We start from the raw sequence: 20,215 nt of genomic DNA on the forward strand, positions 1-20,215 counted from the left end.
GGGCGCCGGCCGGCGCCCCGCCGCCGCTCAACTCCCCGCGCGCCGGCTCATGGTGGCTTCGATGCCCGCGACGATGATGCGCAGCCCGACCTCGAAGTTCTGCTCGATGTCGCCGAACAGCGCCTGGCCGGCCCGCGCCGCGAGCGGATACCCCCCGCCGAGCCGCTGCTCGCGGCTGTCGATGTCGTAGGCCGGATCACGACTCTCCGGATCGCGGGCCTCCGGATCGCCCGGGTCCGGATAGACCGACTGCTCCTCGATCACCAGGCCGATCGTGAAGTTGTACGCGGTCCACCACGCGCGCGCCGCGTCGGCCAGCGGGAAGCCCGCGTCGGTGAACCGGCCCATGAGCGTTTCGAGCGGCGCGGCGTAACTCTCGTCGGTCATCCGCATACCGCTGAAGACCTTGCCGCCGTCGCGATATCCGAGCAGTTCGCGGCGCAACTCCGAGCAGCTGACAATGACCGTCTCCTGCCAGGTACCGCCGAACCCGGCCGAGCCGGGACCCCCCGCCAGCAGGGTCCCGGTCATCCGCCGGAACATCTCGGTGGCCATCTCGTCCAGCAGCGCCTGCTTGTTCTTGAAGTGCCAGTACAGCGCGGGTGCCTGGACGTTCAGCTCCTTCGCGATCCGGCGCAGCGTGAGCCCTTCCAGACCCACCTCGTTCAGCAGGCCCAGGGCGGTTTCCACCACGAGGTTCCGGTCAAGTCGCAAAGCCATATTGACAACTTAACACCGTTAAGCACATGCTCGGAAGCATGGAACTTAACAACGTTAAGGACGTCCCGAGTGCTGCCCTTACCCACGAAGTCACTCCCGGCGCCACTCCCGACGGCACCTTCGACGCCACCTCCGACGACACCTCCGTCGACGTACTGATCGCCGGCGCCGGCCCGACCGGCCTCGCCCTCGGCATCGACCTCGCCCGGCGCGGCATACGCGCCCTGATCGTCGAGCGCCAGGACCGTCTCTCACAGGGCGCCCGCGGCACCGGACTCCAGCCCCGCACCCAGGAGGTCTACGACGACCTCGGCGTACTCGACGCCGTCCGGGCGGCCGGCGGCCTCTACCCGCCCAGGGCCACCTGGGAAGACGGCCGGATCGTCGCCACCCACGAGATGCTCGAACACGTCGACCCGACCCCCTCCACACCGCACTCCAACGCGTGGATGATCCCCCAGTGGCGCAACCTGGAGCTGCTCCACGAACGCCTGTGGGAACTCGACGGCAGCATCCTCTTCGGCACCGAACTCATCGATTTCACCCAGGACTCGGACGGCGTCCAGGCCCGCCTCCGTCGCACCGACGGCAGCGTGCGGACCCTCCGCGCCGCCTATCTGGTCGCCGCCGACGGCGGACGCAGCACCGTACGCAAAGCCCTCGGCATCGGCATGAGCGGACCGTCCCTCACCCCGAGCGCCGTGGTGCTCTCGGACGTGGCGGTCGACGGCCTCGACCGCGACCACTGGCACAGCTGGCCCCTGCCGAACGGCGGCTTCGTCACCCTGCTCCCGCTCGCCGGCACCGACCACTTCCAGTGCTTCACCATGGACCCGGACCGCGAGCCGGACACCTCCCCCGAGGCCGTACGCGACCGCATCGCGGCCGGCACCCACCTCGCCCGCGACCAGATCCGCGAGGTCCTCTGGGCGTCCGTCTACCGCCCCAAAGCCGCCATGGCCGACCGCTACCGCACCGGCCGGGTCTTCCTCGCCGGCGACGCGGCCCACATCCACTCCCCGGCCGGCGGCCAGGGCCTGAACACCAGCGTCCAGGACGGCTACAACCTCGGCTGGAAGCTCGGCCAGGTCCTGCGGCACGGCGCCCCGGACGCCCTCCTCGACAGCTACGAGACCGAGCGCCGCCCGATAGCCGCCCGCATCCTCGACACCAGCACCCGGCTGCACCGCTCCCGCTCCATGCGCCGCGGCAAGGACCTCCACCAACTCGACATCGGATACCCCGACAGCCCCCTCACCCGGGAACTCCGCGAGGACGTCCCCGAGGACGCGCTGCACGCCGGCGACCGCGCCCCCGACGCGCCGTGCACCACGGCCGACGGCACCCCCACCCACCTCTTCGACGCCTTCCGCGGCCCGCACTTCACCCTGCTCGCCCTCGGCGACACAGCCCTCAATCCGGCATCGCCGCCCACCGGTTCCGCCCTGCCGCCCACCGATCCGGCCCTGCTGCGCACCGTCCGCGTCGGCGGTCCCTCCCCCGACCTCATCGACACCGACGGCCACATCGCCAACGCCTACGGCACCGCCCCCGCCGTCTTCCTCATCCGCCCCGACGGCTACCTGGCCCTCGCGGCACCGGCCGAGAACGCGGCCGCACATGTGGCGGCGTCCTTGGCGCACTTGGCGCCCTCGGCGCACTGGGAGGCACGTCTCGGGGCGGGCACCCCGCAGCCGGCTCGGTAGGGGGTCCGCCTCGGCCGTCAGAGGGAGTGAGATCGTCCCGTGGGGCGACGTTGCCCGCGTCGGCCGATGCGACGTTGTGGGCATGACCGATGTCGAACGCACAACGATGCGGGCGTCGTTACGTGAAACCTGGCGCAAGTGGCCGCGCTGGGTGGGACCCGCGACGCTCTGCTGGGCCGTGGTCCAAGGCGGGCTCGCACTGGTCTGGGCACTGGCCGGCCGGCCACTCGCCGACCGGGGCGCCGCTCCGAGGCCGGCCGCAGCGGACATGAGCAGGCCGACCGCCGATTGGTTCGTTTTCGCGGTGACAGTGCTGGCGGCGGTCGCGGTGCCGGCCGCCGCGCGATACAGGGAACGGCCCGCGGTGCGGGCGCTGCCGTGGGTGGCCTGCGGGCTGTCCGTGGCCTCGGCGTTCGGCCTGCTCATGGACGTACTGGGACTGCTGCTCGGCCAAGGCGTCGACAGTCCGCCCGCCGCCGTGCAGCACGCACTCGGCCTGCTCGGCGCGGTACTGCTCGCCGCCACCGCCCGTTCCCACCGGTCCGCTGCCTGCGGCCGGTGCGGCGGGGCGCACGAGAAGGTGATCAGACCGGCCCCCTCCGCGGCACCCCGCCGCGTCCACCTCTTCGCGTACGCCGGGACCCTGGCGTTCCTGCCGTACGCGGCGATGAAGGTGACCTGGGCGACAGGCGGCGCGTTCGCCGGGGTGAGCAGCGCGGAGATGCACGCCGACTCCGAACGGAACGGAGCCTCCGGGCTCTGGCTCACCCTGGATTCCTGGGGCCTGGACCCCACCGCGCTGCTCGCCGCACTCGGCGTGTTCCTGCTCTTCGGACTGATCCGGCCCTGGGGGCAGGTTTTCCCCCGCTGGACCCTGATCCTGCGCGACAGGAGAGTGCCCCGCTGGCTGCCGCTCACCCCGGCACTCATCGGCACGGCCACGCTGGTGCCGTACGGCGTGCTCGGATCCGGCTACTTGGCCCTTGCCACGGCCGGCGCACTACCCGTCCGGCGCGGCGACTTCCACTCCGACGCGGACGTCCTGCTGGTGGGCTGGATCGGGGCCACCGCCTTCGCTCTCTACGGCGTCGCACTGCTCGTCGCCGCCCGCTCGTACTGGCTCCGCACCCGGCCCGTTTGTCCGCCTCGCTAGGGGGTGTCGTCAAACTCCCGCCTGGCCCGCGACGGGCACACAGATGAGTCATCGGAGATCAGGGGAGACCTGCCGTCGGGAGAGGAACAGCCTGCGCCGTTCTCGGTCGACTTCGGTGACGACGACCGTGACATCGTCACCGACCTGGACGACGTCTTCCGGAGCTTCCACGGACGTCGATGTGAGCTCTCGACGATGGACCAGTCCCTCGATCCCGTCAGCGACTTGAACGAAGACACCGAACGGCACCCGCTTGGTGACCCGTCCGCGCAGTTCCTGGCCCACGGCGATGCACTCGGCGAATGCCTGGAAGGGGTCGGACTGCGTCGCGCACAAGGACAGCCTGGCCTCCGCGTTCCAGGTATCGAACTGGAGGAACTCGCACGAAACGCGCTGTCCGACCTGAACGACATCGGAAGCCGCTTCGAACCGCCGCCAGGACAGTTCGGGGATCGTGATGAACCCGACACCGGGAAAGACCGGATGTTCGGGGCCCTCGTCCAGGGCCACGAACACGCCGAACCGTTCAATCGCCGCGACCGTGCCGGACAGGGTCTCGCCGCGGTGCAGTGACCCCAAGAACGCCCAGAGTTCCGGGCTTTCAGACTGCCAGTCCATGCTCTCCAGCCTTTCATCAGGCGCTGTGAGCTCTCCGCCGCCCCGCGTCCGCACCAGTCCGTCGTCGCTATGGGAGGCACGGCATGGGGCAAGACACGGGGCACGACACGGGGCACGCCATGGGGCACGGCATAGGGCGCGCGCCGGCTGCGCAGTTGCCTACAGGACCAACGACAGCAGCAGCACGCACCCGATCCCGACGACCGAGATCAGCGTCTCCATCACCGACCAGGTCTTGAGCGTCTGGCCGACGTTCATGCCGAAGTACTCCTTGACCATCCAGAAGCCGGCGTCGTTGACGTGGCTGAAGAACAGCGAGCCGGAGCCGATGGCCAGGACCAGCAGGGCTCCGTGTGTGGGGCTCATATCGGCGGCGAGCGGGGCGACCAGGCCGGCGGCGGAGATGGTGGCCACCGTGGCGGAGCCGGTCGCGAGGCGGATGGCGACCGCGATCAGCCAGGCCAGCAGCAGGGTGGAGATGTTCCAGTCCTTGGAGATCTCCAGGATCATCTGGCCGACGCCCGCGTCCACCAGCGTCTGCTTGAAGCCACCGCCCGCGCCGACGATCAGCAGCACACCGGCGATCGGGCCGAGCGACTTCTCGACGGTGGTGGCGATCCGGCCCTTGGTGAAGCCGGCCGCCCGGCCGAGCGTGAACATCGCGACGATGACGGCGGTGAGCAGCGCGATCAGCGGCGAGCCGACGACGTCGAAAACTCTCTGGGTGGCGTTCTCCGGGTCGTCGATGACGATGTCCACCAGCGCCTTGGCCAGCATCATCACGACCGGGAGGAGGACGGTCGCGACGGTGATGCCGAAGCCGGGGCGCTTTTCAAGGTCGTCGGAGGCGCGCTCGGGGACCAGCTTCTCCGGCGGCTGGATGTCCACCCAGCGGGCGGCGTAACGGGAGAAGACCGGGCCCGCGATGATCGCGGTCGGGATGGCGACAACTACGCCCAGCGCGAGGGTGATACCGAGGTTCGCGCCGACCGCGTCGATGGCGACGAGCGGGCCCGGGTGCGGTGGGATCAGACCGTGCATGACGGAGAGTCCGGCCAGCGCCGGGATGCCGATCCGCATCAGGGAGAAATTGCCGCGCTTGGCGACCAGCAGGACGACGGGGATGAGGAGGACGATCCCCACCTCGAAGAAGATGGGCAGCCCGACGATGCCGGCGATCAGCACCATGGCCCAGGGCATCGCCCTCCCTCCCGCCTTCGCCAGGATCGTGTCGACGATCTGGTCCGCGCCGCCGGAGTCGGCGAGCAGCTTGCCGAGGACGGCGCCGAGCGCGATCAGTACGCCGGTGCCGGCGACCGTGGTGCCGAGGCCGGTCGAGAAGCTGGCTATCGCCTTGTCGAGGGGCGCGCCGGCGATCGCGCCGAGCACCAGCGAGCCGATGATCAACGACAGAAAGGCATGGAGCTTGAACTTGCTGATGAGCAGGACGATGACGGCGATGCCGGCCAGGACGGCGATGCCCAGCTGCGCATGACCGGCCGAGGTGATGGGCTCGGCCGCATCCGCTGCGAGCATCTCGACGCTGAGATGTGTCACGGCGATTCCCTTGTTCGGAGGGGAAGGGGAAAGGAAGGTGGTGCTGGTGGGGGGTGGGGCTTCAGGGGATCCGGCCTTGCCGCCCGGCCCGTACGGTCGCCGGGCCGGGCCGCTGTCCGACTAGCCGGCCGACTCCCGCCGGCGCAGCGCGGCGACCGCCCGTTCGGCGATCTGCTGCGGCGTACCGGAGACATCCGCCGCGACGCCCGCCTCGTCGGTGCCGAGCGGTTCGAGCGTGGCGAACTGGGAGTCCAGCAGGGCGGTCGGCATGAAGTGGCCCTTGCGCTCGGCCATGCGCTCCTCGATCAGCGCGCGGTCGCCGGTGAGGTGCAGGAAGACGATTCCGGGCGCGGCCGCGCGCAGCCGGTCGCGGTAGGCGCGCTTGAGGGCGGAGCTGCTGACGACGCCGCCGCGGCCGGCCCGGTCGTGCGCCCAGGCGCCGATCGCGTCGAGCCAGGGGCCGCGGTCGTTGTCGTCCAGCGGGGTGCCCGCCGACATCTTGGCGATGTTGGCCGGCGGGTGGAAGTCGTCGCCCTCGGCGTACGGGACGCCGAGTTCGGCGGCCACGAGCGGGCCGATCGTCGTCTTGCCGGTGCCGGCGACTCCCATCACGACGATGACCTGGGGGGTGCGCATCCCGTTTACCTCGCTGTCTCCATCGACCTCGTGCGTCGCCCCACTGAAACCCATTAGGTACGACGTATTCAAGAGGCTGTGATGCAAACGTCATACTTATTGCTCGGGTCGGCAGGAACGTAGGCTTGGCCCATGGAAAACGAGGGGAAGGGGCTGCACGCCCGCGTGCTGGAGTCCCTGGGGCCCGCGATCACCGCGGGCGACTACCCTCCGGGCACGATCCTGCGTACGGACGAGCTGGAGCGGCGCTTCGACGTCTCCCGCACGGTCATCCGCGAGGCGATCCGGGTACTGGAGTCCATGCAGCTGGTCGCTTCCCGGCGCCGGGTCGGGGTGACCGTCCGCCCGACCGAGGAGTGGAACGTCTACGACCCGCGGGTGATCGGCTGGCGGCTGGCCGGCCGGGACCGCCCCCGGCAGCTGCGGTCGCTGACCGTGCTGCGCTCGGCCGTCGAACCGGTCGCGGCGGGCCTCGCCGCCACCCATGCCACCCCCGAGCAGTGTGCCGAGCTCACCGAACACGCCATGGGGATGGTGGCCACCTCACGCGGCCAGCAGCTCGACGCCTATCTCGTGCATGACACGGCCTTCCACCGGGTGGTGCTCAGCGCCTCCGGCAATGAGATGTTCGCCAGGCTCGGCGATGTGGTCGCGGCCGTGCTGACCGGCCGCACCCAGCACCATGTGATGTTCACCGACCCCGACCCCGCCGCGGTCACCCTGCACGTCCAGGTCGCGGAGGCGGTACGCACCGGCGACGCGGAGCGCGCGGAGCGACTGACCCGGGAGATCACGGCAGGCGCCATGGCCGAACTGGACGTACTGGCGCCGTGACGCTGCGCTTGGCTTGGGCCGTCTTGGTTCCCGCCGTTTTCGGCTGACCCGCCGTGGGGGTTTCTCGCCGTGTCGCCTGCGGCGGGCGAGGCCGCTGCGCGGGGCTGTCGGGTGCGGTGACGGGCCTCCGGACTCCGTCCTGCGGCCCGTCACCTCCCGTTGTGGTGGGAAGGGAAGGCGAGTGGGGGCGCGCCTTCGTCGCCGCCTGCTGCTCGTGGTCTGAAGGCCCCGTTTTCAGGAGAGCTGTCACGACGGCGCACGCCACCACCGTCTTTTCACCACCCACCCACGGGAGGGGCCGGACCGCAGGACGAAGTCCGGAGGTCCGGCACCGCGGCCGAACAGCCCCGCGCAGCGGCAACAGCCCACACCAGCCACAACAGCGCCGCACCCGGCAACGCACCGAACCCCGTCGGCCCAAGCCCAGCGCAGCTAGAACGCATCCGTAGGCACATACGTCCCCCACACCTCACGCAACGCATCACACACCTCGCCCACGGTGGCCCTCGCCCGTAGTGCCTCTCTCATCGGGTACAGGACATTGCCGCTGCCCTCGGCGGCCTTCTTCAACGCGTCCAGTTCGGTGGCCACCACCCTCCCGTTGCGACGGTCCCGCAGTACGGCCAGCCGCTCGACCTGCTGCGCCTCGATCGCCGGGTCGACCCGCAGCGGCTCGTAGGGCTCCTCCTCGTCCAGCTGGAAACGGTTGACGCCGACCACGACGCGTTCGGCGGCATCCGTCTCCTGTGCGATGCGGTACGCGTTGCGCTCGATCTCGCCCTTCTGGAAGCCCCGTTCGATGGCGGCCACCGCACCGCCCATATCCTCCACGCGGCCCATGAGTTCGAGGGCCGCAGCCTCCACCTCGTCCGTCATCGACTCGACGGCATAGGACCCGGCGAACGGGTCGACGGTGGCGGTGACATCGGTCTCGTACGCGAGCACCTGCTGCGTACGCAGCGCGAGCCGGGCCGCTTTGTCCGTCGGCAGTGCGATGGCCTCGTCGAAGGAATTGGTGTGCAGCGACTGCGTGCCGCCGAGCACCGCGGCCAGTCCCTGGACGGCCACCCGGACCAGATTCACCTCCGGCTGCTGGGCGGTGAGCTGGACTCCCGCGGTCTGCGTATGAAAGCGCAGCATGAGCGATTTGGGATTCCGGGCGCCGAACTCCTCCTTCATCACTCGGGCCCAAATCCTTCGCGCAGCACGGAATTTGGCGACTTCTTCGAGGAGTGTTGTACGGGAGACGAAGAAGAAGGAGAGGCGCGGGGCGAAGTCGTCCACTTCCATACCGGCGGCGACTGCGGTCCGGACGTACTCCACGCCATTGGCGAGGGTGAAAGCGATTTCCTGTGCGGGCGAGGCGCCGGCCTCGGCCATGTGGTAGCCGGAGATCGAGATGGTGTTCCACTTGGGGATCTCGGCGCGGCAGTACTTGAAGATGTCGGCGATCAGCCGCAGGGAAGGCTTGGGCGGGAAGATATACGTCCCACGCGCGATGTACTCCTTCAGTACGTCGTTCTGGATTGTCCCGGTCAACTGACCGGGCGCCACTCCTTCTTCCTCACCGACCAGTTGGTACAGGAGAAGCAGCAGAGCGGCCGGGGCATTGATCGTCATGGATGTGGAGACCTTGTGCAACGGAATGCCGCCGAAAAGCACCCGCATGTCCTCGGCGGAGTCGATGGCCACCCCGACCTTGCCGACCTCACCCGCCGCGATCGGCTTGTCCGAGTCGTGGCCCATCTGCGTCGGCAGGTCGAAGGCGACCGAGAGGCCGGTCGTGCCATGGGCGATCAGCTGCCGGTAGCGGGCGTTGGACTCGCGCGCGGTGCCGAAGCCCGCGTACTGGCGCATCGTCCAGGGCCGACCGGTGTACATCGACGGATACACCCCGCGGGTGAAGGGGTAGGCCCCCGGGGCGCCGAGCCGGCGCTCCGGATCCCAGCCGTCCAGCGCCTCCGGCCCGTAGACGGGCTCGATGGGCAGGCCGCTCTCGTTGTACCGCACACTGCCCGACTCGCGCGCCATGGGTGTACGCCTCCCACTGGGTGACGGGGATTACGCCTTGCTCACAGGATGCCCGCAGGTTCGCCACCCCGCAGCGCTGGGAAGCATCAACGGTGGCTGTGACACCGGTGAATCCCGGGGGTGGGACATGCGACGGAGGAGCGGAAGACCCGCGGCGGGTACGGCGCTGCTGGTGGCGGCGGTACTGGCGGCCGGCGTCGGCTGCCGCCCGGTGACCGTCACAGGCGCCGGGAACGCGGAGGGCAAGGCCGCCCCCCAGGCCCCAACGGCAGGCGCCGCCCAGCACCCACCGCAAGCCGGCACCAAGCCCTCGTCCCCCACGAGGCAAGCCCGCCGCCCCCACCATCCCGCTCAGCCGGTCATGGCTTACGGCTCCCGGGGCGCCCAGGTGCGCGAACTCCAGGCCCGACTGGCCCAACTCGGCCTCTTCGACCGGTCCCCGACGGGCTACTACGCCTCGGTCACGGCCGCCGCCGTCCGGGCATTCCAGAAACAACAGGGTGAACCGCGCACCGGCACCGTACGGCCCACCACCTGGAGCGCCCTGCTCTCCCGCACCCGCCGGCCGTCGCACATCCAGCTCCACCCACCCACCACGAAGCCGCTGGACACCCCGGACCCACGCTGCATGAGGGGCCGGGTGATCTGCATAAGCAAGAAGAGCGGCACCCTCGCCTGGATGGTCAACGGAAAGATCGTCTCGGCAATGGACGTCCGCTTCGGCTCGCAGTACACCCCGACCCGTGAGGGCACCTTCGCCATTACGTTCAAGAGTCGGCACCACGTCTCGACGATTTACCACTCGGCGATGCCGTATGCGATGTTCTTCAGCGGCGGCCAGGCGGTCCACTATTCGAAGGACTTCGCAGCCCGGGGCTATTCGGGCGCGTCACACGGCTGCGTGAACGTAAGGGATGAGGGGAAGATCGCCGCCGTCTTCGCACAGGCGAGGAAGGGCACGAAGGTGGTCATCTATCACTAGCGGATTCCGCCGGCAGATTCCCATCTCCCCGCTCCGCCCCAAATCTCTGACCGAAGCGAAAATTGAGCAACCCCCACCCACACCAGCCACCTCCGCGAGAGCGGCGCCGGTTTAGGCGCAAAAAGGTGCGGCGCCGGTTTAGGCGCAAAAGAAGGGGGCGCGGGCAGGGCCGGGGGAACGTGCCCCGCCCGCGCCGAGTGCGCGGAACCGTAGGTACGGGGGGGACCCCGGCTCCAGCGCAGCCGATGACCAGTCGGCTTCAATCTCTACTGCGTCACTGGCTCAAAAAACGTCACACCTGGCCGGTTGGGGCCGGGCTCGGGGTGGTGCTTCCGGGGGTGGAAGGGGTCGCGGTGGGGGCGGGTGCAGGGGTGGATGCGCCGGGGGACGGGCTCAGTGACACGGCCGGGTCAGCGTCGTCGTCCCCGTCGCCACCGCCTTGGCCGTTGCCGTTCCCGTTCCCGTTGCCGCCGCTGCCGCCGTGGCCCGAGCCGCCGGATCCGCCGCCGTAGCCGTCGTCGCCGCCCGAGCCGCCGCCGTTCTCGTTGGAGGCCAGGTACTTGCGGCAGAAGGCGCGCACCTTGTCGCGGCCGCCGGCTGCGTGCTCCAGGCGGCGGAGCATGTCGCGGTCCATGCTGTCCTGCTTGCCGGACTGGTAGTTGTGACACAGCGCAAGGAGGAGCTTCTTGCGGTCGCCGTCGTCGGGGCGGGATTTCCCGTCGTCACCGGATCCGCCGGCGACGGTGTTCTCGTGACCGGGGTCGCCGCCCTGGGTGCCGTCCCCCGGTCTCTGGCTGCCGCTGTGCCCGCCGCCCGGCGTCGTGGGACCGGTGGTGCCCTGGCCCGGGGTCGCGTCGGGAGACTGGGGTGTCACGCCCGCGCTCCCCCCGTCCGGCTGCTTGCTTTCGAACGTTCCCGGGGTTTCGGCGGCGGAGACGCTGGAGCCGGGCTCGGGCTCGGGGCCGTCGCCTTCGAATGGGGGCAGCATGCCGGTACCGGCCGCGACGGCGACGCCGCCGATCGCGCAGACCGTCAGCGCGACCGCGAATCCTCGCCGAAAGGGGCGCCCGAGGCGGGCGCGTTCGGCGATGCCGCCGGAGCGGGTGGTGCTCACCGCGGAGACCCGGTCGCCGGTGGCACGGTTGCGCGGCCAGGCGCCGGTGCCGTGGTGCGCGCGGCGGAAGGCGGCTATCGCGGCCTCTTCGCCGGGGAGCTCGGTGGTCCCGGGGGCGCCCCCGCCGACGGCCTTGGCGGCCTCCAGCAGCTGTTCGAGTTCGCGTGCGCCGACACCGTCCCGGGGCCCGGCCGGGTCACCGCGCAGCATCCGCTCCGCAGCGTCCTTGTCGAGCCAGTTGTACGGGTCGTCGGCCATCACATGTCCTTCTGCGTTCGTGCGGCCGTTTCCGTCACACCCGGTGAGTACGATTCCGCCACGCCGTCGCGGCGTCTTCGGCCCTGGGCGGGCACCCCGTCTATCGTTCCACCACCCTTGCGGCCGCCCTCTTCGGGCTGGTCGGCGGGGGTGTCCGCGCTCTGCTCCGCACCGTCGGCGACAACTGGCCGCCCTCGTCCGGCGCTGCTGTTCTCATCGTCGTCCGGGCTCCGGGCCGCGCCGATGCCGGGATCGTCGGCTATCAGCTCGGCCAGCCGTCGCAGTCCCCGGTGCGCCGCGGTGCGCACCGCGCCGGGCCGTTTGCCCAGTACCTGCGCCGCGCTCTTGGCGTCGAGTCCGACGACCACCCGCAGCACCACGGCCTCGGCCTGGTCCTGCGGGAGCCCGGATATCAGGCGGAAGGTGTGGCCGGTGCCGAGGGCTTCCATCGCCTCGCCCACGGTGTCGGACGTGCTGGGGGTGTCGGCGAGTTCGCTCTCGTCGCCGCCGATCACGGGGCGGCGGCCGCGCATCCGGATGTGGTCCAGGGCTCGGTTGCGGGCGATACGGGCGGCCCAGCCGCGGAACCGGTCGGCGTCGCCGCTGAAGCGGGCGAGGTCGCGGGTGATCTGCAGCCAGGCTTCGGACGCGACATCCTCGGCGTCCGGTTCGCCCACCAAGGTCCGTACATATCCGAGAAGTCGGGGATGCACGGCGCGGTAGACGGTACGGAACGCCGCCTCATCACCGTTCTGCGCCGCCTGCACGGCAACCGTCAGCCGACTGTCGTCCGGCTGAATGTCGTCCCCTCGCACGGGTCCATCCTGTCGCACGCGGAATGTCCGCCGCCCGGTCCTTGCTGCTTTCTTGGTTCACTCGGCTGCTCTTCTGACCGCCGCCGCTCCCCCAGCTCTGCGCCGCGGCGCGTCGGGAAACCTTCGGTAACCCGACGTGTCCCTGCTGACGGTAACCCGTGTACGCGCACTCTCCGAACCCGGGCCCTCGCACGGAGCGATCAACGAATTCTCCGACGCCCCGGCACCGACCAACCGGCAAACCGGCACAACACGGCGCTTCCCGCCTCGTCGAACCGGTCCGACCAGCACGCCTACCGGCGCGAACCCGCACGTTACGGGCCTGGCCCGGCCCGCGTCCAGAGCACTGGCCGTGCGCCGGCCCGTACCCCGTGTGACGCTTTCGGGCCGTCCGGCGCTGTATCGAATAGAGGGCCTTGACGGGTCCTCCGCGAACGACGGCCGGGGCCTCTCCTGTGGGGGGTGGCGGCCCCGGCCGTCCTCGTTCGCCCGCGTGTCTCGCGTGTCGTACGACACGCCTACCGCACGCCCGCCGTCACACCCGGTCGGCCAGCGCCTTGAAGTCCGTCCAGGACATGGCCGGCGGCCGCGGGTCCCAGGTCTTCTGCGCCAGCGCCGCGAGCGGCATCCGGATACCGGCCGCAACCTGCTGCGGCGTCTGCGAACCGGCCAGATCGCACCAGATCGCGAACCGCGCCCCCGGAATCCGGGCCGGGCCGGTCTGGCTCTCGGGCACCGACACCGGCGCGGTGCCGCGCAGCACCCGCGGCGTCCAGCTGCGGTAGATCCGCTCGCCGGTCGGATAGGTGAACTCATTGGGCTCGCCGAGCACGTAGTACAGGTACTCGTCGTTGAAGTTCATCACCGTGCGGCCCTCGTCCAGATACGCCGCCGGGTCGCGCGCCCCGATCTCCTTGCCGGTCCAGTAGTCGGCGACACGGTCCTTGTCCGCCTGCACCTGCCCGTCGGCGAAGAACCCGTCGTTCCATGCCTCGATGCGGTTCTTGCCCGCCGCCCGCACGGTCTTCTCCCGGTCGTTGAGCCAGCCGGTCGCCAGGTCCTCGATGCTGCCGTTCGGCCCGTACTTCTCCCGTGCGGCCTGCGCGAGCTGCGGATACCGCGCCTCCGGGTTGCTGGACATCAGCGCCTGGTACTCGTCGCCGCCCAGGTGCCAGTACGCGGGGGCGCCCTTGGGGTTGGTGAACAGCGCCGCGTACTCGCGCAGCAGCGAATCGACCAGCTCGGCGGCCTTGGGCTTCGAGATGTCGATCGCGCCGCGCACCGGGCTGCCCTGCGCGTTCCGCAACTGGAGGTCGGGGTAGTGCTCCAGTACGGCGCCCAGGTGGCCCGGCGAGTCGATCTCCGGGATGACGGCGATATGCCGGCTCCTGGCCACCCGCACCAGATGGCGGACCTGGTCCTTGGTGAGGTGGTCCGCGGAGACGATCTCCGGGTGGGTGTCGCTCTGGATGCGGAAGCCCTGGTCGTCGGAGAAGTGCAGCTGGAGCTGGTTGAGCTTGAGGTCGCCGAGCTCCCGGATGCGGGCCTCGATCCAGTCCGCGCTGAAGGGCTTGCGGGCGTTGTCCAGCATCATGCCGCGCTGTGGACGGCCCGGCCGGTCCTCGATGGTGCCCTCGGGAAGCCCGCCGGCGGCGCGTACCGCCTGCTTGACGGTGCGGGTGCCGTAGAAGACGCCGGCGTCGGTGGGCGCCGTGAGGGTGAGGCGGGTGTTGCGGGCGGTGAGGGTGTAGGCCTCGTCGGCGGTGTTGCGGGCCGGTGCGTTGTTCGGCCGTCCCGCCGCGGTCTTCCCCGTCAGCTTCAGCTCGACATCCCCTGGCCGTACGGCCTGCTTGCCCCATACGACCGGCAGCCCGCCCAGGTCCCGGGCCAGCAGCTGCGCCTCGTCGGCGACGGCGCTCTTGGCGCCGGCCGGGACCACGACCCGGGCCCCCTTGGACGGGCGCCAGCCGCGTCCGTCGGCCGGGCGGAAGGCCCGTACGGCCGGGACGGTGCGGGGCGGTCCGGTGACCGCGGCCCAGGTGGGGGTGGGGGCGGCGGCCGGTGTGGCCGAGGCGCCGGGACTGCCGGGGGGCCGCGTGTCGGCGGCGTCCGAACAGCCGGTGAGCGCCGACGCGACGGCCAGGGCCGCGGCCAGCAGCGCGGCCCAGTTCGCCGGGCCCTTCGGATACGACATCGTGCAATCCTCACTTTTCTGGGCGAAGGCATTGCCAGGTGCGCGCGAGCGAGTCGTCCACTAAGCGCGCGAAAGCTCTCTCATCCGGGTGAAATTCGCGCATCCGTCGGACAGTGGTCGACAAGCGTCGTTAACGTGGCCTCGCCATCCGTCACCCCCTTCCCAGGGGTCCGGACCGCCGGTGTTCCGCCGGGGTGCCGCCTCGTCCGCGCCACCACCGCCGCACCCGCCTCCGGTTCACGGCCGCTGGGCACCCGTCCGGCCTCGTCAGATTTCATCCGATTCCGTCAACTTTCATCCGTTTCCGTCCGGCTTACCGTCCAGCTTCCGTCAGCAGCCCGTCCCGCACCCGCCGACCCGCCCCGCAGCCGCCGAAAAGATCCATTCGCATCCGTCCGAGGAGCCCACGCTGTCCGGTGACAACCCGGCCGCCAGGCCGACGACGCTGCATCTGTCGCATTCCCCGCGGTGCGGCATACCTTCCCAGAGCCGGATCGTTCCGCCACATGGGCCTCCCGGCTGCGTCGGGCTCGACCGCTTCAACTCCCTCGCGCAGGACGACACCGTGGCCGCGCTGCTGAGCTGCTGCGGCAGCCGCCGCTGGGCCGAGCGGATCGCCGCGCACCGCCCCTATCCCGACCTGGAATCGCTGGCCGCCGCGTCCGACGAGGCCTGTTACGACCTCACCCCGGCCGAGTTGGACGAGGCCCTCGCCCAGGAGTCCGCCTCGCCTCCCCCGCTCGCCGGCGCCCGCGGCCTCGGCACCCTCGCCGCGCACACCGCCCTGCGCGCCGCGCACGCCGAATACGAGCGGCGCTTCCGCCATGTCTTCGTGATCTGCCTGGACAGCTGCCCCGACGGCGAGCTGCTGGACCATGTGCTGTCCGGCATCCGCACCCGGCTGGGCAACGCACCGGACGAGGAGCGGGCGGTCACCGCGGAGGAACTGCGCCGGCTGGCCCGCGGCCGGCTCGCGCGGCTCGCGGCCTGCCTCCCGTAGCCCCGGCACCCACCTCGGCCGCTCGACTCGCGGCTTGCCTCCCGTAAACGTCTGTTTCGTGCTTGTGTGATAGCCCGTTGGTGCCTGTTTGATCACACCTAAGGACCCCGGCGGGAGGAACCGACACCGCGTCGCTACGATGGCCAGGGCCGGTGGACCGTACCCGGCCGGGTCGTGACCGACAGAGAAGCCGGCAGGCCCCAATCCCCGCTCCCGGAGGGTTTTTCCGTGCCGGCTGGAACGCTGTACCGCGGCCGGGAAGGCATGTGGTCCTGGGTGGCTCATCGAGTCACTGGCGTCCTCATCTTCTTCTTCCTGTTCGTACACGTCCTCGACACCGCTCTCGTCCGTGTCTCTCCCGAGGCCTACGACGATGTCGTCGCGACTTACAAGACACCCCTTGTCAACGTGCTGGAGTACGGCCTGGTGGCCGCCATCCTCTTCCACGCGCTCAATGGCCTCCGGGTCATCGCGGTGGACTTCTGGTCCAAGGGCCCGAAGTACCAGAAGCAGATGCTCTGGACCGTTGTCGGCGTCTGGGTCGTGCTGATGGCCGGTGCCTTCTACCCCGTGCTGCAGCACACCCTGCGCACGCTGTTCGGGAGCTGATGACGCGAGATGTCTGCTGAAACGACTCCTGTGAACGACTCGGTGTCCCTGTACGACGTGGACCACCCGGCTCCCGTGATCGAGCCGCCGCGCAAGCGCACCAAGAAGACCCCGAAGTCCACGCGCACCAACTTCGAGCTGTACGGCTGGCTGTTCATGCGGCTGTCCGGCATCGTGCTGGTCGTCCTGGTCCTGGGGCACCTGCTGATCCAGCTGGTGCTGGACGGCGGCGTCTCCAAGATCGGCTTCGCGTTCGTGGCCGGCCGCTGGGCCTCGCCGTTCTGGCAGGCCTGGGACCTGGTCATGCTGTGGCTGGCCATGCTGCACGGCGCCAACGGCCTGCGCACCGTCATCAACGACTACGCGCAGCGGGACAACACCCGCTTCTGGCTGAAGATGCTGCTCTACACCGCCACGGTGTTCACCGTCCTTCTGGGCACGCTGGTGATCTTCACCTTCGACCCGAACATCCGCTAGGCCCCGGGGCTGAGGTAACCGACCAATGCAGATCCACAAGTACGACACCGTCATCGTCGGCGCCGGCGGTGCGGGCATGCGCGCGGCCATCGAGTCGACGAAGCGCAGCCGCACCGCGGTCCTGACGAAGCTCTACCCGACCCGGTCCCACACCGGCGCCGCGCAGGGCGGCATGGCCGCCGCCCTCGCGAACGTCGAGGAGGACAACTGGGAGTGGCACACCTTCGACACGATCAAGGGCGGCGACTACCTGGTCGACCAGGACGCCGCCGAGATCCTCGCGAAGGAGGCCATCGACTCGGTCCTCGACCTGGAGAAGATGGGCCTGCCGTTCAACCGCACGCCGGACGGCACGATCGACCAGCGCCGCTTCGGCGGTCACTCCCGTAACCACGGTGAGGCCCCGGTCCGCCGGTCCTGCTACGCCTCGGACCGCACCGGCCACATGATCCTCCAGACGCTGTACCAGAACTGCGTCAAGGAGGGCGTGGAGTTCTTCAACGAGTTCTACGTGCTGGACCTGCTGCTCCAGGACGACCCCGAGACTGGGGTGAAGAAGTCCGCGGGCGTCGTCGCGTACGAGCTGGCCACCGGTGAGATCCACGTCTTCCAGGCGAAGGCGATCATCTTCGCGTCCGGCGGCACCGGCAAGTTCTTCAAGGTGACCTCCAACGCGCACACCCTGACCGGTGACGGCCAGGCCGCGGCCTACCGCCGCGGGCTGCCGCTGGAGGACATGGAGTTCTTCCAGTTCCACCCGACGGGCATCTGGCGCATGGGCATCCTGCTGACGGAGGGCGCCCGTGGTGAGGGCGGCATCCTCCGCAACAAGGACGGCGAGCGCTTCATGGAGAAGTACGCGCCGGTCATGAAGGACCTCGCCTCGCGCGACGTCGTCTCGCGCTCCATCTACACGGAGATCCGCGAGGGCCGCGGTTGCGGTCCCGAGGGCGACCACGTCTTCCTGGACCTGACGCACCTGCCGCCGGAGCAGCTGGACGCCAAGCTGCCCGACATCACCGAGTTCGCGCGGACGTACCTCGGCATCGAGCCCTACACGGACCCGATCCCGATCCAGCCGACCGCGCACTACGCCATGGGTGGCATCCCGACCAACGTCGAGGGCGAGGTGCTGGCCGACAACACCACCGTCGTCCCGGGCCTGTACGCCGCCGGCGAGGTCGCCTGCGTCTCCGTGCACGGCGCCAACCGCCTGGGCACCAACTCGCTGCTGGACATCAACGTGTTCGGCCGCCGGGCCGGCATCGCGGCGGCCGAGTACTCCGCCACGGCCGACTACGTCGAGCTGCCCGAGGACCCGGCGCAGCTGGTCGCCGACCAGGTCGAGCGGCTGCGCACGTCCACCGGGACCGAGCGGGTGGCGGAGCTGCGCAAGGAGCTCCAGGAGTGCATGGACGCCAATGTGATGGTGTTCCGCACCGAGCAGACGATCAAGACGGCCGTCGAGAAGATCGCCGAGCTGCGCGAGCGCTACCTGAACGTGTCCATCCAGGACAAGGGCAAGCGGTTCAACACCGACCTGCTGGAGGCCATCGAGCTGGGCAACCTGCTCGACCTGGCCGAGGTCATGGCGGTGTCCGCGCTGGCCCGCAAGGAGTCCCGCGGCGGTCACTACCGCGAGGACTACCCCAACCGCGACGACGTCAACTTCATGCGGCACACCATGGCGTACCGCGAGGTGGGCGACGACGGCACGGAGTCGATCCGTCTCGACTACAAGCCGGTCGTACAGACCCGCTACCAGCCGATGGAGCGTAAGTACTGATGAGCACCCCGACTCTGGACAAGGCGGCCGAGGCCGGCCAGCCCGAGGCCGGCTTCGCCGACTCCCCGTACATCACGGTCACCTTCCGGATCCGCCGGTTCAACCCGGAGGTCTCGGAGGACGCCAGCTGGCAGGACTTCGAGCTGGAGATCGACCCCAAGGAGCGCGTCCTGGACGCACTCCACAAGATCAAGTGGGACCAGGACGGTTCGCTGACCTTCCGCCGTTCCTGCGCCCACGGCATCTGCGGCTCCGACGCCATGCGCATCAACGGCAAGAACCGTCTGGCGTGCAAGACGCTGATCAAGGACATCAACCCGCAGAAGCCGATCACGGTCGAGGCCATCAAGGGCCTGACGGTGCTGAAGGACCTTGTCGTCGACATGGAGCCCTTCTTCCAGGCGTACCGCGACGTCATGCCGTTCCTGATCACGACCGGCAACGAGCCGACCCGTGAGCGCCGGCAGAGCGCCGAGGACCGCGAGCGGTTCGACGACACCACCAAGTGCATCCTGTGCGCCGCGTGCACGTCGTCCTGCCCGGTGTTCTGGAACGACGGCCAGTACTTCGGTCCGGCCGCGATCGTCAACGCGCACCGCTTCATCTTCGACAGCCGTGACGAGGGCGGCGAGCAGCGGCTCGAAATCCTCAACGACAAGGACGGCGTCTGGCGTTGCCGTACGACCTTCAACTGCACGGACGCCTGCCCGCGCGGTATCGAGGTCACGAAGGCGATCCAGGAAGTCAAGCGCGCACTGATCACGCGCCGGTTCTGACTTTGCGGCCACACCGCCGCCGCTCTCGCGGAGGTGGTTGCTCGCCATGCGGGTTCCTCATGTGAGGGTCGCCGTGCGTGTGGACAGGGCCTCGCTTCCATAGACGGAAGCGGGGCCCTTCCGCGTCCCCCGGTGCCCTCGCCGGATACACCAGCACCGGCGGCAACTCGCCGTCCGCCAGCGCCACCGGCACCTCATGGCAGAAATAGGACGGGACGAAGACCAGCCCCCGCCCCGCCAGATGCAGTTCCCGGTCGACCGGATAGCCGACCTCCAGGACCGGCGGCCGCCACCGCATCAGCGGCCCGAACGTCCGCAGCATCGCCTCCGCGCCGGACTCGCCCAGCGCATGCCGCCGCAGCGCCCGGTCCGCGCCGACCGACTCCGCGATCCGCGGCCAGCCCGGCGCGATCGCGAGATGGTGGTACGTGCGCAGACTGCGGGCGAGTTGACGCAGCGCGGCCGGTTCCCCGTCCGCGATATCGCGCGCCCAGCCCGGCAGCGGCTGCTGCCCGGCCAGCAGGGTCAGCTCGGCGCGCAGCCGCTTCCGCGGGGTGCTCATCACGGCCTCAAGACCGGGCTCGACGCCGTCCGAGGATTCGAACGGGGTGAGAAAGTCCGGGAAGTAGCCGTGCTGCGGCACCAACGGCAACAAGGTGCGTAACGGCCCGGGCCCGTGCCGCACCGCATGCTGCCGCCAGGAGGCCAGCGCCGGCTCGGCTCGGCATTCCCGCAGGCTGTGCAGGCTCAGCACGGTCTCCCAGAGCGGGTCGGCCCCGTCGGCCACTCTCGTACGAAGCAGATCCTGCGCGGTGAAGTGCACTCGTAGCACGCCGTCCCCCGGTGTTCATACGCCCGCCGCTCCCCCGAACGGCGTGCACACGAGGATCCGTGGATGGGGCGGCTGCTGCAAGGGAGACACGCGGGGATGTGGTGGATGGAGTGAATT

General features: G+C 70.0%; 18 protein-coding genes. 9 read left to right on the forward strand and 9 right to left on the reverse strand.

All coding sequences use genetic code 11. From position 1 onward, the window contains the following. Positions 1–27: 27 nt before the first annotated feature. Positions 28–720, reverse strand: coding sequence for a TetR/AcrR family transcriptional regulator C-terminal domain-containing protein (locus AB0I10_RS08625; RefSeq protein WP_363151601.1), 693 nt, complete (start codon positions 718–720; stop codon positions 28–30). 38 nt (positions 721–758) lie between these two features. Between AB0I10_RS08625 and AB0I10_RS08630 the strand changes: the two genes are divergently transcribed. Continuing rightward, a complete protein-coding gene (locus AB0I10_RS08630; RefSeq protein WP_363151602.1) occupies positions 759–2,426 on the forward strand; it encodes an FAD-dependent monooxygenase in 1,668 nt (555 codons plus the stop codon). Positions 2,427–2,508: 82 nt separating this feature from the next. After that, positions 2,509–3,579, forward strand: a complete 1,071-nt coding sequence (locus AB0I10_RS08635; protein ID WP_363151603.1) for a hypothetical protein — start codon at positions 2,509–2,511, stop codon at positions 3,577–3,579. Positions 3,580–3,627: 48 nt separating this feature from the next. Here the strand turns inward: AB0I10_RS08635 and AB0I10_RS08640 are convergent, their stop codons facing one another. From AB0I10_RS08640 to AB0I10_RS08650, 3 genes are all read right to left on the reverse strand, one after another. Continuing rightward, a complete protein-coding gene (locus tag AB0I10_RS08640; protein ID WP_363151604.1) occupies positions 3,628–4,197 on the reverse strand; it encodes a S1 RNA-binding domain-containing protein in 570 nt (189 codons plus the stop codon). Positions 4,198–4,356: 159 nt separating this feature from the next. After that, complete coding sequence (locus AB0I10_RS08645) at positions 4,357–5,754, reverse strand: gluconate:H+ symporter (RefSeq protein WP_363151605.1); 1,398 nt, start codon at positions 5,752–5,754, stop codon at positions 4,357–4,359. Between the two features lie 120 nt (positions 5,755–5,874). Continuing rightward, positions 5,875–6,390 carry a gluconokinase gene (locus AB0I10_RS08650; protein WP_363151606.1) on the reverse strand — a complete coding sequence of 172 codons (516 nt, stop codon included), beginning with the start codon at positions 6,388–6,390 and terminating at the stop codon, positions 5,875–5,877. A gap of 132 nt (positions 6,391–6,522) precedes the next feature. Here AB0I10_RS08650 and AB0I10_RS08655 point away from each other — a divergent pair, with 132 nt between their 5' ends. Further along, positions 6,523–7,224 carry a FadR/GntR family transcriptional regulator gene (locus tag AB0I10_RS08655; protein ID WP_363151607.1) on the forward strand — a complete coding sequence of 234 codons (702 nt, stop codon included), beginning with the start codon at positions 6,523–6,525 and terminating at the stop codon, positions 7,222–7,224. Between the two features lie 432 nt (positions 7,225–7,656). On the opposite strand, the gene AB0I10_RS08660 is transcribed toward AB0I10_RS08655, so the two are convergent. Then, on the reverse strand, positions 7,657–9,255 hold the full coding sequence (locus tag AB0I10_RS08660) for a methylmalonyl-CoA mutase family protein (protein ID WP_363151608.1): 1,599 nt from the start codon (positions 9,253–9,255) through the stop codon (positions 7,657–7,659). A gap of 127 nt (positions 9,256–9,382) precedes the next feature. Between AB0I10_RS08660 and AB0I10_RS08665 the strand changes: the two genes are divergently transcribed. Then, positions 9,383–10,237 carry a L,D-transpeptidase family protein gene (locus tag AB0I10_RS08665; RefSeq protein ID WP_363151609.1) on the forward strand — a complete coding sequence of 285 codons (855 nt, stop codon included), beginning with the start codon at positions 9,383–9,385 and terminating at the stop codon, positions 10,235–10,237. A 292-nt stretch (positions 10,238–10,529) separates the two neighbouring features. Here the strand turns inward: AB0I10_RS08665 and AB0I10_RS08670 are convergent, their stop codons facing one another. The 3 genes from AB0I10_RS08670 to AB0I10_RS08680 form a co-directional block, all read right to left on the reverse strand. Next, positions 10,530–11,609 (reverse strand): hypothetical protein, encoded by a 1,080-nt coding sequence (locus AB0I10_RS08670; RefSeq protein WP_363151610.1) that lies wholly within the window; start codon positions 11,607–11,609, stop codon positions 10,530–10,532. Beyond that, complete coding sequence (locus AB0I10_RS08675) at positions 11,609–12,424, reverse strand: RNA polymerase sigma factor (RefSeq protein WP_363151611.1); 816 nt, start codon at positions 12,422–12,424, stop codon at positions 11,609–11,611. The genes AB0I10_RS08670 and AB0I10_RS08675 overlap by 1 nt, the downstream gene beginning before the upstream one ends. 535 nt (positions 12,425–12,959) lie before the next feature. Next, positions 12,960–14,618 carry a glycoside hydrolase family 20 protein gene (locus AB0I10_RS08680; protein ID WP_363151612.1) on the reverse strand — a complete coding sequence of 553 codons (1,659 nt, stop codon included), beginning with the start codon at positions 14,616–14,618 and terminating at the stop codon, positions 12,960–12,962. Between the two features lie 475 nt (positions 14,619–15,093). Between AB0I10_RS08680 and AB0I10_RS08685 the strand changes: the two genes are divergently transcribed. The 5 genes from AB0I10_RS08685 (at position 15,094) to AB0I10_RS08705 (ending at position 19,266) form a co-directional block, all read left to right on the forward strand. Further along, positions 15,094–15,618 carry a 2-oxo-4-hydroxy-4-carboxy-5-ureidoimidazoline decarboxylase gene (locus AB0I10_RS08685; protein WP_363151760.1) on the forward strand — a complete coding sequence of 175 codons (525 nt, stop codon included), beginning with the start codon at positions 15,094–15,096 and terminating at the stop codon, positions 15,616–15,618. 228 nt (positions 15,619–15,846) lie between these two features. Continuing rightward, entirely contained in the window at positions 15,847–16,227 is a 381-nt protein-coding gene (gene sdhC / locus AB0I10_RS08690) for a succinate dehydrogenase, cytochrome b556 subunit (RefSeq protein WP_363151613.1), read from the forward strand. 9 nt (positions 16,228–16,236) lie between these two features. Then, on the forward strand, positions 16,237–16,704 hold the full coding sequence (locus AB0I10_RS08695) for a succinate dehydrogenase hydrophobic membrane anchor subunit (protein WP_363151614.1): 468 nt from the start codon (positions 16,237–16,239) through the stop codon (positions 16,702–16,704). A 25-nt stretch (positions 16,705–16,729) separates the two neighbouring features. Then, positions 16,730–18,490: a succinate dehydrogenase flavoprotein subunit gene (gene sdhA / locus AB0I10_RS08700; protein WP_363151615.1), complete on the forward strand. Its 1,761-nt coding sequence runs from the start codon at positions 16,730–16,732 to the stop codon at positions 18,488–18,490. After that, complete coding sequence (locus AB0I10_RS08705) at positions 18,490–19,266, forward strand: succinate dehydrogenase iron-sulfur subunit (RefSeq protein ID WP_363151616.1); 777 nt, start codon at positions 18,490–18,492, stop codon at positions 19,264–19,266. The genes sdhA and AB0I10_RS08705 overlap by 1 nt, the downstream gene beginning before the upstream one ends. On the opposite strand, the gene AB0I10_RS08710 is transcribed toward AB0I10_RS08705, so the two are convergent. Beyond that, positions 19,250–20,098, reverse strand: coding sequence for a hypothetical protein (locus AB0I10_RS08710; RefSeq protein WP_363151617.1), 849 nt, complete (start codon positions 20,096–20,098; stop codon positions 19,250–19,252). The genes AB0I10_RS08705 and AB0I10_RS08710 overlap by 17 nt on opposite strands. Positions 20,099–20,215 lie beyond the last annotated feature (117 nt).

The organism is Streptomyces sp. NPDC050636, assembly GCF_040654775.1.
Lineage (GTDB): Bacteria > Actinomycetota > Actinomycetes > Streptomycetales > Streptomycetaceae > Streptomyces.

Coding starts and splice junctions, on each gene's coding strand:
- AB0I10_RS08660 (WP_363151608.1), bottom strand. CDS start 9,255: ATGGCGCGCGAGTCGGGCAGTGTGCGGTACAACGAGAGCGGCCTGCCC.
- AB0I10_RS08630 (WP_363151602.1), top strand. CDS start 759: ATGGAACTTAACAACGTTAAGGACGTCCCGAGTGCTGCCCTTACCCAC.
- AB0I10_RS08705 (WP_363151616.1), top strand. CDS start 18,490: ATGAGCACCCCGACTCTGGACAAGGCGGCCGAGGCCGGCCAGCCCGAG.
- AB0I10_RS08625 (WP_363151601.1), bottom strand. CDS start 720: ATGGCTTTGCGACTTGACCGGAACCTCGTGGTGGAAACCGCCCTGGGC.
- AB0I10_RS08670 (WP_363151610.1), bottom strand. CDS start 11,609: ATGGCCGACGACCCGTACAACTGGCTCGACAAGGACGCTGCGGAGCGG.
- sdhA (WP_363151615.1), top strand. CDS start 16,730: ATGCAGATCCACAAGTACGACACCGTCATCGTCGGCGCCGGCGGTGCG.
- AB0I10_RS08680 (WP_363151612.1), bottom strand. CDS start 14,618: ATGTCGTATCCGAAGGGCCCGGCGAACTGGGCCGCGCTGCTGGCCGCG.
- AB0I10_RS08650 (WP_363151606.1), bottom strand. CDS start 6,390: ATGCGCACCCCCCAGGTCATCGTCGTGATGGGAGTCGCCGGCACCGGC.
- AB0I10_RS08635 (WP_363151603.1), top strand. CDS start 2,509: ATGACCGATGTCGAACGCACAACGATGCGGGCGTCGTTACGTGAAACC.
- AB0I10_RS08655 (WP_363151607.1), top strand. CDS start 6,523: ATGGAAAACGAGGGGAAGGGGCTGCACGCCCGCGTGCTGGAGTCCCTG.
- AB0I10_RS08665 (WP_363151609.1), top strand. CDS start 9,383: ATGCGACGGAGGAGCGGAAGACCCGCGGCGGGTACGGCGCTGCTGGTG.
- AB0I10_RS08695 (WP_363151614.1), top strand. CDS start 16,237: ATGTCTGCTGAAACGACTCCTGTGAACGACTCGGTGTCCCTGTACGAC.
- AB0I10_RS08640 (WP_363151604.1), bottom strand. CDS start 4,197: ATGGACTGGCAGTCTGAAAGCCCGGAACTCTGGGCGTTCTTGGGGTCA.